The organism is Acidimicrobiia bacterium (genome assembly GCA_041394025.1).
In the GTDB taxonomy this organism is placed as follows: domain Bacteria; phylum Actinomycetota; class Acidimicrobiia; order IMCC26256; family JAOSJL01; genus JAOSJL01.
On record JAWKJA010000004.1, the window covers coordinates 317,636 to 331,818 of the forward strand.

15 protein-coding genes are annotated in these 14,183 nt (G+C 70.7%); 11 read left to right on the top strand and 4 right to left on the bottom strand.

Annotated features, from left to right (window positions below):
* Nucleotides 1-380 precede the first annotated feature (380 nt).
* The 7 genes from R3A49_13095 (at nucleotide 381) to R3A49_13125 (ending at nucleotide 4,915) form a co-directional block, all read left to right on the top strand.
* Complete coding sequence (locus tag R3A49_13095) at nucleotides 381-1,094, top strand: hypothetical protein (GenBank protein MEZ5171661.1); 714 nt, start codon at nucleotides 381-383, stop codon at nucleotides 1,092-1,094.
* The gene (locus tag R3A49_13100) at nucleotides 1,091-2,275 is read left to right on the top strand and encodes an ATPase, T2SS/T4P/T4SS family (GenBank protein ID MEZ5171662.1); all 1,185 of its coding nucleotides are present in this window, start codon (nucleotides 1,091-1,093) and stop codon (nucleotides 2,273-2,275) included. The genes R3A49_13095 and R3A49_13100 overlap by 4 nt, the downstream gene beginning before the upstream one ends.
* Nucleotides 2,272-3,138: a type II secretion system F family protein gene (locus tag R3A49_13105; GenBank protein MEZ5171663.1), complete on the top strand. Its 867-nt coding sequence runs from the start codon at nucleotides 2,272-2,274 to the stop codon at nucleotides 3,136-3,138. The genes R3A49_13100 and R3A49_13105 overlap by 4 nt, the downstream gene beginning before the upstream one ends.
* A 185-nt stretch (nucleotides 3,139-3,323) precedes the next feature.
* Nucleotides 3,324-3,836 (top strand): type II secretion system F family protein, encoded by a 513-nt coding sequence (locus R3A49_13110; GenBank protein MEZ5171664.1) that lies wholly within the window; start codon nucleotides 3,324-3,326, stop codon nucleotides 3,834-3,836.
* A 43-nt stretch (nucleotides 3,837-3,879) separates the two neighbouring features.
* Nucleotides 3,880-4,119 carry a DUF4244 domain-containing protein gene (locus R3A49_13115; GenBank protein MEZ5171665.1) on the top strand — a complete coding sequence of 80 codons (240 nt, stop codon included), beginning with the start codon at nucleotides 3,880-3,882 and terminating at the stop codon, nucleotides 4,117-4,119.
* Nucleotides 4,119-4,520 (top strand): pilus assembly protein, encoded by a 402-nt coding sequence (locus R3A49_13120; protein ID MEZ5171666.1) that lies wholly within the window; start codon nucleotides 4,119-4,121, stop codon nucleotides 4,518-4,520. Before R3A49_13115 ends, R3A49_13120 begins: the two co-directional genes overlap by 1 nt.
* Nucleotides 4,517-4,915, top strand: a complete 399-nt coding sequence (locus tag R3A49_13125) for a TadE-like protein (protein ID MEZ5171667.1) — start codon at nucleotides 4,517-4,519, stop codon at nucleotides 4,913-4,915. The genes R3A49_13120 and R3A49_13125 overlap by 4 nt, the downstream gene beginning before the upstream one ends.
* Here R3A49_13125 and R3A49_13130 read toward each other — a convergent pair.
* Together R3A49_13130 and R3A49_13135 are read right to left on the bottom strand one after the other, a co-directional pair.
* Nucleotides 4,881-5,306 carry a hypothetical protein gene (locus R3A49_13130; protein ID MEZ5171668.1) on the bottom strand — a complete coding sequence of 142 codons (426 nt, stop codon included), beginning with the start codon at nucleotides 5,304-5,306 and terminating at the stop codon, nucleotides 4,881-4,883. The two genes, R3A49_13125 and R3A49_13130, sit on opposite strands and share 35 nt — an antisense overlap.
* Nucleotides 5,307-5,317: 11 nt before the next feature.
* Nucleotides 5,318-7,645 carry a DEAD/DEAH box helicase gene (locus R3A49_13135; GenBank protein MEZ5171669.1) on the bottom strand — a complete coding sequence of 776 codons (2,328 nt, stop codon included), beginning with the start codon at nucleotides 7,643-7,645 and terminating at the stop codon, nucleotides 5,318-5,320.
* Nucleotides 7,646-7,745: 100 nt separating this feature from the next.
* Between R3A49_13135 and R3A49_13140 the strand changes: the two genes are divergently transcribed.
* A complete protein-coding gene (locus R3A49_13140; GenBank protein MEZ5171670.1) occupies nucleotides 7,746-8,699 on the top strand; it encodes a PHB depolymerase family esterase in 954 nt (317 codons plus the stop codon).
* Here R3A49_13140 and R3A49_13145 read toward each other — a convergent pair.
* On the bottom strand, nucleotides 8,696-9,646 hold the full coding sequence (locus R3A49_13145) for an LCP family protein (GenBank protein MEZ5171671.1): 951 nt from the start codon (nucleotides 9,644-9,646) through the stop codon (nucleotides 8,696-8,698). The genes R3A49_13140 and R3A49_13145 overlap by 4 nt on opposite strands.
* Complete coding sequence (locus R3A49_13150; GenBank protein MEZ5171672.1) at nucleotides 9,643-10,347, bottom strand: hypothetical protein; 705 nt, start codon at nucleotides 10,345-10,347, stop codon at nucleotides 9,643-9,645. The genes R3A49_13145 and R3A49_13150 overlap by 4 nt, the downstream gene beginning before the upstream one ends.
* A gap of 77 nt (nucleotides 10,348-10,424) precedes the next feature.
* Here R3A49_13150 and R3A49_13155 point away from each other — a divergent pair, with 77 nt between their 5' ends.
* From R3A49_13155 to R3A49_13165, 3 genes are read left to right on the top strand one after another with little or no spacing between them, the layout of a single operon-like run.
* The gene (locus tag R3A49_13155; GenBank protein ID MEZ5171673.1) at nucleotides 10,425-11,102 is read left to right on the top strand and encodes a metal-dependent transcriptional regulator; all 678 of its coding nucleotides are present in this window, start codon (nucleotides 10,425-10,427) and stop codon (nucleotides 11,100-11,102) included.
* A gap of 2 nt (nucleotides 11,103-11,104) precedes the next feature.
* Nucleotides 11,105-13,189 (top strand): sodium-translocating pyrophosphatase, encoded by a 2,085-nt coding sequence (locus tag R3A49_13160; GenBank protein ID MEZ5171674.1) that lies wholly within the window; start codon nucleotides 11,105-11,107, stop codon nucleotides 13,187-13,189.
* 7 nt (nucleotides 13,190-13,196) lie between these two features.
* The gene (locus R3A49_13165) at nucleotides 13,197-14,132 is read left to right on the top strand and encodes a DUF368 domain-containing protein (GenBank protein MEZ5171675.1); all 936 of its coding nucleotides are present in this window, start codon (nucleotides 13,197-13,199) and stop codon (nucleotides 14,130-14,132) included.
* The last annotated feature ends 51 nt before the right edge of the window (nucleotides 14,133-14,183 follow it).

Here is a 14,183-nt window from a genome sequence, read left to right on the forward strand (position 1 = left end):
TGTCCTCCCCCTGTATACCCACCGAGGGTGCGTGGCAAACAAGTCGTGGAGGGCTACAGATCGGCCGCTCGGCGATCGAGCTCGCCGTTTCCCCCCGCCGCTCCCGGGGGCTACCATCCGGGGCGAACCATCGAGGAGGAACCGTGAAGAAGATCCTGCTGCTCATCGTTGTCGTCGCCCTCGGCGTGGCCATCGCGCAGAAGGTCCGCAGCGCCTAGAACATCCACCGCAAGACCGGAGCCCGGGTGGCGCGCCCCTTGACAGGCGGCGCGCCGGGTTCCTAGGTTCCTCACACTTCCCTCTGTCCTTCCTCCCGCGGGCCGCGTCGCGCCCGCGTTCCGCACACCGGCGGCCGTGCCGCCGAGCGAGGAGGAGGGACGATGCTGATCGCTTTCTGGTCACCCAAGGGTGGATCGGGAACGTCTGTTCTCGCGGCAGCCACCGCCGGTGTGCTGTCACGCCGTGGGGGCGCCGCCCTCGCCGACCTCCAGGGCGACCAGCCCGCGATCTGCGGCCTGGCGCGCGACCCCGACATCGGGCTGCGCGACTGGCTGGCGGCGGGCCCCGAGGCGCCGTCGGAGGCGCTGTCCCGGCTCGGGGTCGACGTCGCACCCGGGCTGGAGCTGCTCCCCACCGGAGGACGCGACCTCGGCACCGACGGCCCACCGCTTCCCGAGGCGGGCGCGGCGCTCGGGGTGGCACTGCGCGACCGGGAGTCGCCCACCGTCGCCGACGTCGGCACCCTCGCCCGAACCGATCCCGACGTGGCCGACGCGCTTCTCGAGGTGGCCGACGTCTCGGTCCTCGTCGTGCGTCCCTGCTACCTCACCCTTCGCCGTGCCGTCGCGATGCCGACGGTGGCACGTGTCGACGTGGTGGCGCTCGTCGACGAACCGGGGCGCGCTCTCGCCGCACCGCAGGTTCTCGACGTTCTCGGTCTCCGTACGTCGGTCAAGGTCCCTGTTCGCTCGTCGATCGCCCGTGCCGTCGACGCCGGCGTGGTCGTCACGCGGCCACCCGACGTGCTCCGCCGCACTGTGCGCGAGGTTCTCCGCGTCCTGGGTGTCGACGAAGACCGGGCGCCGGCAGCGTGACGGCGACCGACGCCGACGTGAAGAGGCGTGTCCACGCACAGGTGCTTCGGGACGCCGAATCCCTGGGCCCGGCGCGTGGCGACGAGCTGCGACACCGGATCGGCGACATCCTCCGCGACGTGGCGCCGCTGCTCCCCGCGGAGCGTGCCCGACGTGTCCTCGACGACCTCCTCGACGAGATCGTGGGTCTCGGTCCCCTGGAAGGCGTGCTGGCCGACCCCGAGGTGAGCGAGGTGATGCTCCTCGGGGGTGGCGGGGCCTACGTCGAGCGGCATGGTGCTCTCGAGCCCGTCGACCTCCACCTCGACGGGCCCGAGGTCGTGCGGCTCGTCGAAAGGGTCGTGGCGCCGCTCGGCCTGCGCCTCGACCGCTCGTCGCCGCTCGTCGAGGCCCGGCTGGCCGACGGGTCGCGCCTGCACGCGGTGATCCCGCCGCTCGCACCCGACGGGCCGTGCGTCACCATCCGCCGCTTCCGGGTCCGCCCCGTTCCGCTCTCGGCCTTCGACCCGGGCCCGGCCGAGGTGTTCCTCACCTCGCGCGTGGCCGGAGGGTGGAACCTCCTCGTGTCGGGCGGCACCAGTGCCGGCAAGACCACGCTGTGCAACGCGCTGGCGGCCTCCATCGGATCCGAGGAGCGCGTCGTCACGATCGAGGAGACTGCAGAGCTGAGGCTCGCGCACCCCCACGTCGTGCGGCTGGAAGCGCGTCCCTGCAACGCCGAAGGTGTCGGTGGTGTATCGGTCCGGACCCTCGTCCGTGCGGCGCTGCGGATGAGACCGGACCGCATCGTGGTCGGCGAGGTCCGTGGCGGTGAGGCCCTCGACATGCTCCAGGCCCTCAACACCGGTCACGACGGATCGCTGTCGACCGTCCACGCCGGGTCACCCGACGATGCCCTGGCCCGCGTGGAGACCCTGGCACTCATGGCCGACGCCGGCCTCCCACTCGCGGCTCTCCGGGCGCAGCTCGCATCGTCGCTCGACGCGGTCGTCCAGGTGTCGCGCACCCACGGGCGGCGGCGCATCGAGTCGATCGCCGAGGTCGGTCGCAGAGGGGCGCGCGTCGTCACCGCCCCCCTCTTCGAGCGCTCCCGCAGCGGGGAGCTTCGTGCCGTGGCCACTCCCACCCGGCCCCTGCGGCGCGCCGCCCCGACGACCGCGCCGGGGGTGTCTGCGGCGTGAGGGCCCTGGTGGCGGCCTCGGTCGGCCTCACGGTCACGTTCGCGCTCGCTGGGCGCGCCCGCGTGGAACAGGGCCGTCGCCGCCTCCACGAGCTCACCTCGACAGGTGGATGGCGTGTCCCCGAGAGGGTGCGCCGCCGGCTCGCGGCAGCACTCCGTTCCGCCGCCGTCGACGTCGAGCCCGAGGCCGCTGTGGAGCTGACCGCGGGCGTGGCGGCCACCGCCACGATCCTCGTGTTGGTCGTGGCACCGCCCCTCGCTCTGCCGGCGGCCCTCTCCGTACCCGTCACGGCGGTCGTCGCGCTCCACATCGCACGACACCGGCGGGACCGTCGCACGGAGGCCGCACTCCCCGACGCCCTCGAGCAGGTGTCCGCGGAGCTCCGGGGCGGCGGAACGGTGGTCGACGCGGTCGTGGCGCTGGCTGTCTCCGACGGGCCGCTCGGTGACGACCTGGCACGGGTGAGCGCCCGCACCGACCTCGGTCAGGCTCTCCACGAGTCGCTGGCGGCCTGGACCGACGAGTCCGACCTCCACGGTGTCCGGGCCACCGCCGGAGCCCTCGCTGTCGCCTCCACGCTCGGCGGGCAGGCGGCCGACGCCGTGGAGGGCCTTGCCGCGTCGCTCCGTGAGCGTCTCGCGGTGACGGCAGAGGCCCGATCGCTCGCGACGCAGGCCCGGCTGTCGGCGGTCGTCGTCGGCGTCGCACCTCTGGGCTACCTGGTCATGTCGGCGCTCGTCGACCCGCAGGCCGTACTCGTCCTCACCGGTACGGCGATCGGCCGGATCTGCCTCGTCGGCGGTCTCGTTCTCGAGGCACTGGCGGCGCTGTGGATGCGCCGGCTCGTGCGCGTGGAGGTGTGAGCGTGCCCGTCGCTATCGGCGTGCTCGCTGTTGCATGCGGTGTGCTGGCCGCGCTCCCCCTCGCTTGTCGCGCTCGATCCGCTCCGGTCGCGGTTCGGATCGGCGACCTCTCTTCGAGGCCTCGGAGCGGGGTTGGCACCGGCCGCCGGGCCCGCCCGCAGCAACGTCTTCGTGTACTGCGCGAGTTGCGCGGTCGGCTGGGGGTCGTGGGCCGGGTGGCGTCGGGTGTGGCCCGTCGGCGCCGACGACAGCGCGACGAGGCGACGCTCCGGGCCGAGATCCCGGTGGCGATCGATCTCGTCGGGGTGGCCGTGGGCGCCGGATGCACACCGTTCGAGGCGGTCCGCGTCGCCTCCGAGTGGTCCCCGAGCCGGATAGCGGCGGAACTCGCGGCTGTCGGCCGGCAGTGGGAGATGGGAGCCACGTTCTCCGATGCCGTCAACGACATGGCCACCCGGATCCCGGCGCTGCGGTCCTTCGCCGACGCGATGGTGGCCTCCGACCGCCTGGGCTCGCCCGTCGGTCCCGCTCTCGGGCGCATCAGCGCCGAGGCCCGGGCCGATGTGCGCCGCCGCGCCGAACAACGGGCCCGGGCCCTTCCCGTTCGCCTCCTCTTCCCCCTGGTGTTCCTCGTGCTGCCGGCCTTCGGGCTGCTCACGGTCGCCCCGGCGCTTCTTGCCGGGCTCGCCCGCACCTGACGGGCCCTACCTCCCCGATACCGCAGCAACAGGAGGAGACGAGATGTTCGAACGTGTCGTGGGTGCTGTCCGGCGCTTCACGGGCCGGGTCACCACAACGGTGGGGGACACAGCCCGACGGGTGGCGACCGGGGAGGTGGGCCAGACCACCGCCGAGTACGCGCTGGTGATCGTGGGGGCCGCGGCCCTGGGTGCGCTCCTGCTCACCTGGGCGACGAAGAGCGACGCCATCGGCAAGCTCTTCGACATCGTCCTCGACCAGGTCACCAAACTCGCCAAGTAGTGCCGGTCGAACGCCGGATCGTCGGTCGCCGCGCGTCCCGTCGGACGCGCGGCGGCCGCGGTCAGTCCACCGTCGAGTTCGCGCTCGTCCTCCCGTTGGTGCTGTTCACGGTGATGGCGATCCTCCAGGTGGCGTTCGTCGTGCGCGACCAGGTGGCGGTGGTTCACGCCGCCCGGGAAGGTGCCCGGGCCGCGAGCGTCGACCCTGATCCCCGCGCCCCTCATGAGGCGGTCCACCGGACGGTCCCGGGCGCGCAGGTCGACACGGGCCGCCGCCCCGCTGTCGGCGAGCCTCTGCGGGTCGAGGTGCGCTACCGGTCGGCGACGACGCTGCCCCTCGTGGGCCGGCTCTTCCCCGACCCCGTCCTGCACGCGTCGGCCACGATGAGGGTGGAGAGGTGACGTCCCGTGCAGGATGCCGACACGGTGAGCACGGTGGTGCCCTCGTGGTCACTGTCTTCATCGTCGCGCTGGGCGGACTCCTGGTGGCCGCCGTGGCCCGGATGGGGACGTCGGTCGTGGGCGACGCCCGGGCCGAGCTCGCCGCCGACGCCGCTGCGCTGGCCGCCGCCGACAGCCTCGCTCTCGGCGAGGGCCCGATCGACGCGTTACAGGCCGCGAACCGCATCGCGCGGGTCAACGGAGCGCGCCTCACGGCGTGCGACTGCGACGCCTCGCCCGTGACGGTGAAGGTCGAGCTCGACGGTGCGTCCGGGAGGGTGCTCGTGGCCCGGGCGAGCGCCGAGATCGACTCCCTCGGCGTCAGCCGTCGCTCGGCTCCTTCAGGACCACCTTGAACCGGGCGTCGGCGAGGGGCTCGTCGTTCACGCTGAGAAGGAACCGGTAGTCGCCGGGCTCCTTGAAACCCACGTTGTCGAAGTTCATGACGAACAGGCCGGGCTGGTCGTCGCCGACGCGGGCGTGGGGAGGGCGCCCCGCCGAGAAGCTCCCACCCACCGGCCCCTTGCTCAGGAGCGAGTGGTTGTCGGCATCGACCAGGTCGATGGACAGTGCGTGTTTCATGTCGGTCTCGTGCCACGGGACACGCAGCACGACGGCGAGCGACACGTGGGCACGTCGCGCGGGGAGCTTCGAGAACGTCAACACGTCCCAGCCGCCGCCGGTGACGTAGAGCTTGCCCTTGACGGCTTCGGCGTGGTCGGCGATGAGAAACGTCGTGACCTCCATGGGCGTCGACCCTATCCGGGGGTGGTGGCGTCGCCGGGTGCGGAGCCGTCGGCTCCGGCGGCGGCGGTCAGGAGCACCGTCGCTCCGTCCTTGTCGAGGTACTCGTTCCAGTTCCCGCACTTGGGCGACTGGACGCACGACGGGCACCCGGCCGTGCACTCGCAGTTGCTCACCAGCCGGATCGTGTCGGCCACGTGGCGCTCGGATGCGGCGAAGGCCAGATCGGCGATCCCGGCACCGCCGTCGTAGCCGTCGTAGATGAAGATCGTGGGTGTTCCGGTGGCTGGGTGCTCGGCCATCGAGACCCCACCGACGTCCCAGCGGTCGCAGATGGCGAAACGCGGGAGCATGCCGATCATGGCGTGCTCGGCGGCGTGGACGCTGCCGAGGACCTGCGACGGGTCGAGACCCGCGTCGAGAAGCGTGGGCAGCTCGACCGTGTACCACACGGCCGTGGTGTGCAGTGTCAAGGGCGGGAGGTCGAGCGGGACCGTTCCGATGAGCTCGCGGGTGGTCGACCGACGACGTTGGTAGGCAACGACGGTGTTGGTGACCTCGACGCGTCCGCGGTGGACCTCGGCCCTCCCGGCCGGCGCGCGGGCCTGTTCCTCGATCACGTCGATGTCGGTGTCGACGCGCACCTGGGTGTACTCGTCGACATCATCGGCGCTGTCGAGATGCGCCGAGCCGCCGTCGAGGTCGAGGACGCGTACGCGGTACTGACGCCCCTGGTGGAGGTAGATGGCACCCTCGTGGGCGCTTCGCATCGCCCTCCCTGCGTCGACGGTTCCGACGAGCTCGCCCTCGGCGTCGACGAGCTGCACCTCGGAGCCCGAACCCGACCGGAGCCCCACGTCAGGGGCTGGCGCCCGGCCGCCGGCCCAGAACATCCTCCCCCCGCGGGGTTTCAGCAGGTCGTCGTGCACCAGCGCGCGGACGGCTTCATCGAGACCGTCGCCGAAGTACTCCTCGTCGTGAGGCGTGAGCGGGATCTCGTGGGCGGCGCAGCGCACCTGGGGCCCGAGCACGTACGGGTTGTCGGGGTTCACCACGGCGCGCTCGAGCGGACGCGTGAAGAGCTCGTCGGGGTTGCGCAGGTACCACTGGTCGAGCTGGTCGTCGCCCGCCACGAGCACCGCCGCTGCGTCACGCCCCGACCGCCCGGCCCGCCCGGCCTGCTGCCACATCGACGCCAGGGTCCCCGGGAACCCGTTGAGGACCACGGCGTCGAGGCCACCGATGTCGATGCCCAGCTCCAGGGCGTTCGTGGCCGCCACACCCAGGAGCCGTCCGTCGGACAGTTGCTGCTCGAGCTCGCGGCGCTCGCGTGGCAGGTAGCCCGCCCGGTAGGTGGCGACCGTGTCGACGCGCGGAGGGTCGAGCGTCTCGAGCTCGCTTCGGGCGAGGCGCGCCACGACCTCGGCGCCGCGGCGACTGCGGGTGAAAGCCAGGGTCTGGCGCCCGTCGGCCACGAATCGGGCCAGGAGAAGGGCCGTCTCGGTGTTCGCGGAGACACGCTCGGGGCCTTCATCCTCGTCGAGGAGTGGCCGCTGCCAGGTGGCGAACCACCGGTCGCCCGCCGGCGACCCGTCGGCGGTGACGGCGGTGATGTCGAGCCCGCTGAGCGACGCCGCGAGCTCCGCGGGGTTCCCGATCGTGGCGCTGGAAAAGCAGAACGACGGGCTCGACCCGTAGTGCGCGCACACGCGACGGAGGCGGCGCAGGATATGTGCCACGTGGCTGCCGAAGATCCCGCGCAGCGCGTGCAACTCGTCGACGACGACCCACCGCAGCCGGGCGAAGAAGTCTCCCCACTTCTCGTGGAACGGCAGCATCCCGACGTGGAGCATGTCGGGGTTCGTGAGAACGACGTTGGCGTTGCCGCGTGCCCACGTCCGGTCCTCGGGCGGGGTGTCACCGTCGTAGGTGACGGCCCGGAGCCCCGGGACGAGCCAGGAACGCAGCGAACGGAGCTGATCCTGGGCGAGTGCCTTCGTGGGGAAGAGCAGCAGCGCCGTGTCGCGCGTTCCCGCCACGACCGACTCGATGATCGGGAGCTGGTAGCACAGAGACTTCCCCGACGACGTGCCGGTGGCGACCACGACGTGATGTCCATCTCGGAGCCCGTCGACGGCCTCGACCTGGTGTGTCCAGAGTTCCGTCACGCCACGGGCTCCGAGCCGCCCCGCCACGTCGGGATGGAGCGGGTGCTCCAGAGTCGCCGTGCGGGCCGCGCGCGCCGGGAGGTGCTCCACGTGGGTGATCCGGTGACCGAGAACCGGATCCGAGGTGAGGGGTCCGAGCGCGCCGACGCCCGAGGAGATCGTCGTGCCGCTCACGGTCCCGAGCGTAGGACACGACCCCGACACGTTCCTCGAGGAGGCGTCCCGCGGGTCGTCCACTCACGGAGAACCACCGTGCCCGGCGTACGCTCGTTTCGTGCGGTACCGCGGTGTTCCTCTCCTCCTCGTCGTGTCGACGGTGATCCTGGCGGGCTGCGGGTGGTTCCGCGACGAGGAGCGCCCCGAGCAGCCGGTCGGCTCCCACCTGACCCGGGAGGAGGTGACGGTCGACGGCGACGTCAGGGAGTTCGAGGTCCTCACGCCGGCGGATGCCGGTGGCGAGGGTGATCGCAGCGCCGTGATCGTCCTGCACGGGGGAGCGGGCTCGATCGAAGGAACGGTCGAGCAGACCGGTTTCGACGACGTGGCCGACGAGGAGGGGTTTCTCGCGGTCTACCCGCAGGGCACGGAGTCGCGGCTCGGAGACGTTGCGGGGTACACATGGAACGCCGGAGGGTGCTGTGGCAGCGCCGAGAGGGACGAGGTCGATGATGTCGCCTTCCTCGTCGCCGTGATCGACGACCTCGTTGCCGATCACGACGTCGACCCCGAGCGCGTGTACGTCACGGGGATCTCGAACGGCGGGATGATGGCCTACCGGCTCGCGTGTGAGGCCGCGGAGAAGGTCTCGGCCATTGCGCCCGTGGCGGCGACGCTCATGATCGACGACTGCTCCCCTTCAGAACCGGTGTCGGTTCTCCACATCCACGGGCTCGCCGATGAGAACGTTCCGTTCGAAGGGGGCCGGAACGAGAAGGGGCTCCAGCGTCAGTACCGCCCACCCGTGCGCGATGGCCTCGCTGTGTTCGTGGAGGCCGACGACTGCGCCGGCCAACCGGAGGAGAGCGCCGAGGGCGAGGTCGCAACGCAGACGTGGAGCGGCTGTGCCGACGGGAGCAGGGTCGAACTCGTCACGATCGAGTCTGGTGGGCACTCCTGGCCCGGTGGCGAGAGGCTCGCCCGCTTCCTCGATGCGCCGAGCAGCGAACTCGACGCCACGGCCGCGATCTGGGACTTCTTCTCGTCGCTGGACGGGACGCCGCCGGGCTAGTGGTTCTGGAGGACGGCGTCGTCCGCGAAGTCGGCGAAGAGGCCCTCGGCTCCGGACGGCCGCACGACCGAGGCTGCGCCGGCGGTCCCGGCGACACCGGGCATCGTGACGTTGCGAATCTGGTCGGCGGGGATGGAGAGGCCGAGGCGCCCGAGGTTGTAGAGCTCGCCGAGCCCGACACCCGACAGCTTCGTGTGGCGGCCCAGGATCGCCAGGTGCTCGATCGTCTCCACGGCCCCGGCGTCGTCGGCCTGGAGCTGGGCCAGCGCCGAGATGATCAGCAGGCCCTGGTTCTGGGTGCGGCTGAAGTCGCCGTCGGTGAAGCCCTTGCGGTTCCGCGAGAACGCCAGGGCCTCGGGACCGCTGAGGTGGTTCACGCCCTGGTCGAACACGGCACCCGATGCCGAGTCGTTGTGGGGTACCGGCACGTCGACGTCGATGCCCCCCATCTCGTCGACCATCGCCGTAAGCCCGGCGAAGTCGGTGGAGATGACGTAGGGGATGTCGACGCCCACGAGTTGGCTCACGGTGTCGGCCATGAGTCGCCCACCGCCGTACGCGTAGGCGTTGTTGATCTTCTCGGTCCCGTAGCCGGGAATGGGCACATAGGTGTCGCGGGGGATGTTGAGCACCGTGGCCTTGCCGGCCTCGCCGTTGACGCCGATGAGGTGGATGGCGTCGCCACGGCCACCGTCCTCACCGGGGCGGGCGTCGGAGCCCACGACGAGGAGGAATGTCGGCTTCTCGGGTGTCGGCGTGTAGTGCGCCTCACCGGTCTTCTGGATGCTGAACCAGGTGGCACCCGACGCGCCCGGTACCGAGACCCCCTGGGTCCACAGCGTCAGGACGAAGACGGCGACCATCACGGCGGCGGTGGGGACCGCCACGAGAGCGGAGACGGTCCGCCGGAGCCACCGGCGCGGGGTGGTGTCGGGGCGGCGGCTCATGACGCCTCCTCTGTACTTCCGCCGGGCTCTCCGCCCGCGTCGGTGGGCTCGCCACCGGGAACCTCGCGTTGCACGGCGAGGTCGAAGGAGTCGATCTTCCAGTCGAAGCCCTCGGGCACGAGAACCACCTCGCCGCTGCGCGTGATGTGAACGGGGCCGTCCTCCACCTGCGTCTCGATGTCGACGAACAGGGAGGCGGCGACCACGACGATCCGCCCGTCCTTGTCGGCGAGGCCGGTCAGGTTGGCCGCCGCCCCGTTCGACATGAGGTCAGCCGTGGCCGGACCGATCCCCGCGTCGATCAGGGACTCCCGGTCGGGGCCGTCGAGCCGTGTGGCGGCGAACGGCGTGAAGAGACCGGCGAGCTCTGTGGGCTCCTCGCCGAGGAGTGGGGCCACCATGGCCTGCTGCACGTAGGCGTCGAGCCGGGATCGGATCGCCTCGACGACGCCGGGTGCCATGTCCGTGGCGGTGCCGGCGCTGTCGACGGCCACCTCGTTGACAATCACCTCGACGTCGCTCTCGGGCCGGGGTGCCGCCGTCGAGGTGGTGTCACCCGCGCCCTCGTCGGAGCCGCCGCCGCACGCCGTGACCACCGTGAGGAGGGCGATGGCGAGGGTCGCCACGTGACGGAGAAGGAGGCGGTGGCGCATCGACGGGTCAGGATCGCACGACGCGCTCGGGAAGGGGGGGATTTCCATGGCTTCGGGTTGACTTTTCGGACAGTCGAAACCTAGATTCTCCGAACTCGAACCTGTGGATCGCAAACTCTGAACCTGTGGATAACGAACTCACAAGACCCGAACGCGAGACCCTGAAGTCCATATACCGCCTCACGATCGACGGATCCGAGGCGCACACGGGAGATCTCGCGGAGCGACTCGGGGTCAGTCCCGGCACGGTGTCGGCGACGGTCAAGAAGATGGCCGAGACCGGCTTCGTCGACCACAAGCCCTACAAGGGGGTGGAGCTGACCGCGACGGGTCGGGCGGCGGCGGTGGCCACCATCCGCCGTCACCGGATCGTGGAGCGCTTCCTCGCCGACATGCTCGGCTACCCGTGGAACGAGGCCGACCGCCTGGCGGCCGCCTTCGAGCACCACCTGCCCCAGGAGGTGGAGGACCGCATCTACGTGGCGCTCGACCGTCCCGAGACGTGTCCCCACGGCTTCCCCATCCCCGATGCCGAGACCGGCGACGTCCCGGCCATGCCGCCGCTCTACAGCCTCGAGCCCGGTGACGACGCCGTCGTGGCCGTTCCGGGGTCGACGGACCCCGAGGTGGCAGCATTCCTCGACGAGCTCGGGCTCCGACCCGGCGTGCGCGTCGAGGTCCTCGAGAAGCACCCCTTCGACGGACCGCTCGTGGTCCGTGTCGACGGCAACGACCGCACGCTCGGGCGCACCGTCGCCCATCAGGTCTACGTACAGAAGCACACGAACAGAACAGGAGACTGACCGTGGACTCCGTCCCGTACATCGCAGCCGGCACCGCCCTCGTGGGCCTCGTCCTCGCCGCGTACTTCTTCAACGTGGTGAAGAAGGCCGACCCGGGCAACGAGCGCATGCAGCAGCTCATGGCTGCCATCCAGGAGGGCTCGCGGGCCTTCCTTCGCCGGGAGTACACCTGGGTCGCGGCGTTCGTCGTCCTCATGACGGTGCTCATCGCCGCTTTCCTCGACTACGGGCGGCCGTGGGGCGCCATCGCCTACATCTCGGGGGCCGTCCTGTCGGGCCTGGCGGGATTCGTCGGGATGACGGTGGCCACGATGGCCAACGCCCGCACGACGCAGGCGGCGCGCACAGGACCGCAGGAGGCGCTCCCCCTGGCGTTTCGCGGCGGCGCCGTGATGGGCTTCACGGTGGCGGGGCTCAGCCTGCTCGGCCTCGCCTTCTCCTATCTCCTGTACGTGGAGTGGCTCGAGGTCGACGACGCGTTCCAGGTCGTCACCGCGTTCGGTCTGGGCGCCTCGTCGATCGCTCTGTTCAGCCGTGTCGGTGGTGGGATCTACACCAAGGCCGCCGATGTCGGCGCCGACCTCGTCGGCAAGGTCGAAGCGGGGATCCCCGAGGACGACCCCCGCAACCCCGCCACGATCGCCGACAACGTCGGCGACAACGTGGGCGACGTCGCCGGGATGGGTGCCGACCTCTTCGAGAGCTACAGCGGCTCGATCATCGCCCCGATCGCCCTGTCGGCGTTCGCCTTCGCCGGCACCGGTGCGTTCCAGGAGCGTGCGCTCCTGTTCCCGCTCGCCATCGGCGCCTTCGGGATGATCGCCTCTGTGATCGGTGCTTTCCTCGTCAAGACGGCCACCAACGCCACGCCACGCGACCTGGCGCGGTCGCTTCACCGCGGTACCAACGTCGCCGCAGCGATCACCATCGTGCTGGCCTTCGTGTTCGGTTACGTCTTCTTCGACGACGTCGCCGGAGTGGAGCGCTGGTACGGCTTCTCGATCGCCGTGGCGGCCGGGCTCCTGACCGGGATCGGCATCGGACTCGTGTCGGAGTACTTCACGTCCGACCACTACGGGCCTGTCAAGAAGATCGCGCAGCAGTCGCAGACCGGTCCTGCCACGACGATCCTCGGTGGCGTATCGGCCGGCATGCTGTCGGTGGCTGCGGCTGTCGTCCTGATCGTCGCCGGCGTCGGAATCTCCTACTGGTCGGGCGACTTCGCCCTTCCCGACAACGACCTCTCGGGTATCTACGGCATCGCACTGTCGGCCATCGGCATGCTGGCCACGACGGGTGTCGTGGTCAGCGTCGACGCCTACGGCCCGATCGCCGACAACGCGGGCGGTATCGCCGAGATGGCCGAGCTCCCACCCGAGGTGCGGGAGGTCACAGACTCGCTCGACTCGCTCGGCAACACGACGGCGGCGGTCGCCAAGGGCTTCGCCGTCGGCTCGGCGGCCGTCACCGCCCTGGCGCTCTTCAAGACCTTCGAGCAGGCGGTGTTCGACTCCTCGGGTGGCGACACCGTCCTCCACCTCAGTGTCGGTGAGATCTCGGTGTTCATCGGGCTCTTCCTCGGCGCGATGCTCCCGTTCCTGTTCGCGGCGCTCACGATCGACGCCGTCGGACGCGCCGCCAACAAGATGATCGAGGAGGTGCGCCGCCAGTTCCGGGAGATCCCCGGAATCCGCGAGGGGAACGGCACGCCCGAGTACGCCAAGTGTGTCGACATCTCGACGGCGGCGGCCCTGAGAGAGATGGTCATCCCGGGGCTCCTCGCGATCGTCGTCCCGCTCGTGATCGGCTTCATCAGCGTGGACGCCCTCGGTGGGTTCCTCGCCGGTGCTCTCGTGTCGGGCTTCGCCCTCGCCATCTTCATGGCCAACTCGGGTGGTGCCTGGGACAACGCCAAGAAGTACGTCGAGGCCGGCAACTTCGGCGGCAAGGGCTCCGACGTCCACAAGGCGGCCGTGATCGGCGACACCGTCGGCGACCCCTTCAAGGACACGTCGGGCCCGTCCATGAACATCCTCATCAAGGTCATGACCATCGTGTCGCTGGTCTTCGTGTCGGCGTTCGTCTGATCGACCGGTGCCTGAGAACGCGACACCGCCGGAGCACCCGACTCCCGCACGACGCCGGTTCGACCCCTGGGACGCCCTCCGCGGCTTCGCCATGGGGTCGGCCGACATCGTGCCGGGCGTGTCGGGCGGCACGGTCGCGCTGATCCTCGGCTTCTACGCCCGCCTGGTCCACAACGTGCACCTCGGCGCCTCCGTGCTCGGCGCGTCCGTGCGCCTCGACACCGAGCGCGCCCGCGAGCGGTTCCGCGCGATCGAGTGGGGCTTCCTCCTCACCCTCGTCGCAGGGATCGGAATCGCCATCCTCACGCTGGCGCGCGTGATCAGCCATCTGCTCGACGAGCACCCGATCGGCACGTCCGCCGTGTTCTTCGGGCTCGTGGCCGGATCGGTGTTCATCGCCTGGAGCTACATACGGCAGCCTGCTCCGGTGCACGGCGCCGTGGCACTCGTGGTCGCCGTGGCGGCGTTCTTCCTTCTCGGTCTCCGGTCCGGCGCCACCTCGGACCCGTCGGTCTGGTTTCTGTTCCTGTCGGGCGCCGTCGCCATCTGCGCCATGATCCTGCCCGGCATCAGCGGCTCCTTCATCCTTCTCATGCTCGGGCTCTACGACTACGTCATCGACGCGGTCAAGGAACTCGACATCGGAGTTCTCGCCGTGTTCGCCGCCGGCGCGGTTCTCGGACTGGCCCTCTTCTCGTCCTTTCTCGACTGGATGCTGCGCCGGTACCACGACCTCGTTCTGGCGGGTCTCGTCGGGCTCATGATCGGGTCGTTGCGCGTCCTCTGGCCATGGCCGCACGGCACGGAGGACGCAACGCTCGCGGCGCCCGACTCGGGATGGCCGCTCGCCGTTCTCCTGGCCGTCGTGTCGGCCGCTGCCGTGGTCGTGCTCGGCATGATCGGTCGGCGTCGCGAGGCACTCACCGAGCAGACCGCCACTTGACACGCCACGTTCTCCCGTGGCTACTACTGGAAAACGCACCGACCCACCGAG

Excerpts from the sequence above, each read along its gene's own strand:
- R3A49_13095 (MEZ5171661.1), top strand. The coding sequence starts at position 381 with ATGCTGATCGCTTTCTGGTCACCCAAGGGTGGATCGGGAACGTCTGTT.
- R3A49_13115 (MEZ5171665.1), top strand. The coding sequence starts at position 3,880 with ATGTTCGAACGTGTCGTGGGTGCTGTCCGGCGCTTCACGGGCCGGGTC.
- R3A49_13130 (MEZ5171668.1), bottom strand. The coding sequence starts at position 5,306 with ATGGAGGTCACGACGTTTCTCATCGCCGACCACGCCGAAGCCGTCAAG.
- R3A49_13145 (MEZ5171671.1), bottom strand. The coding sequence starts at position 9,646 with ATGAGCCGCCGCCCCGACACCACCCCGCGCCGGTGGCTCCGGCGGACC.
- R3A49_13150 (MEZ5171672.1), bottom strand. The coding sequence starts at position 10,347 with ATGGAAATCCCCCCCTTCCCGAGCGCGTCGTGCGATCCTGACCCGTCG.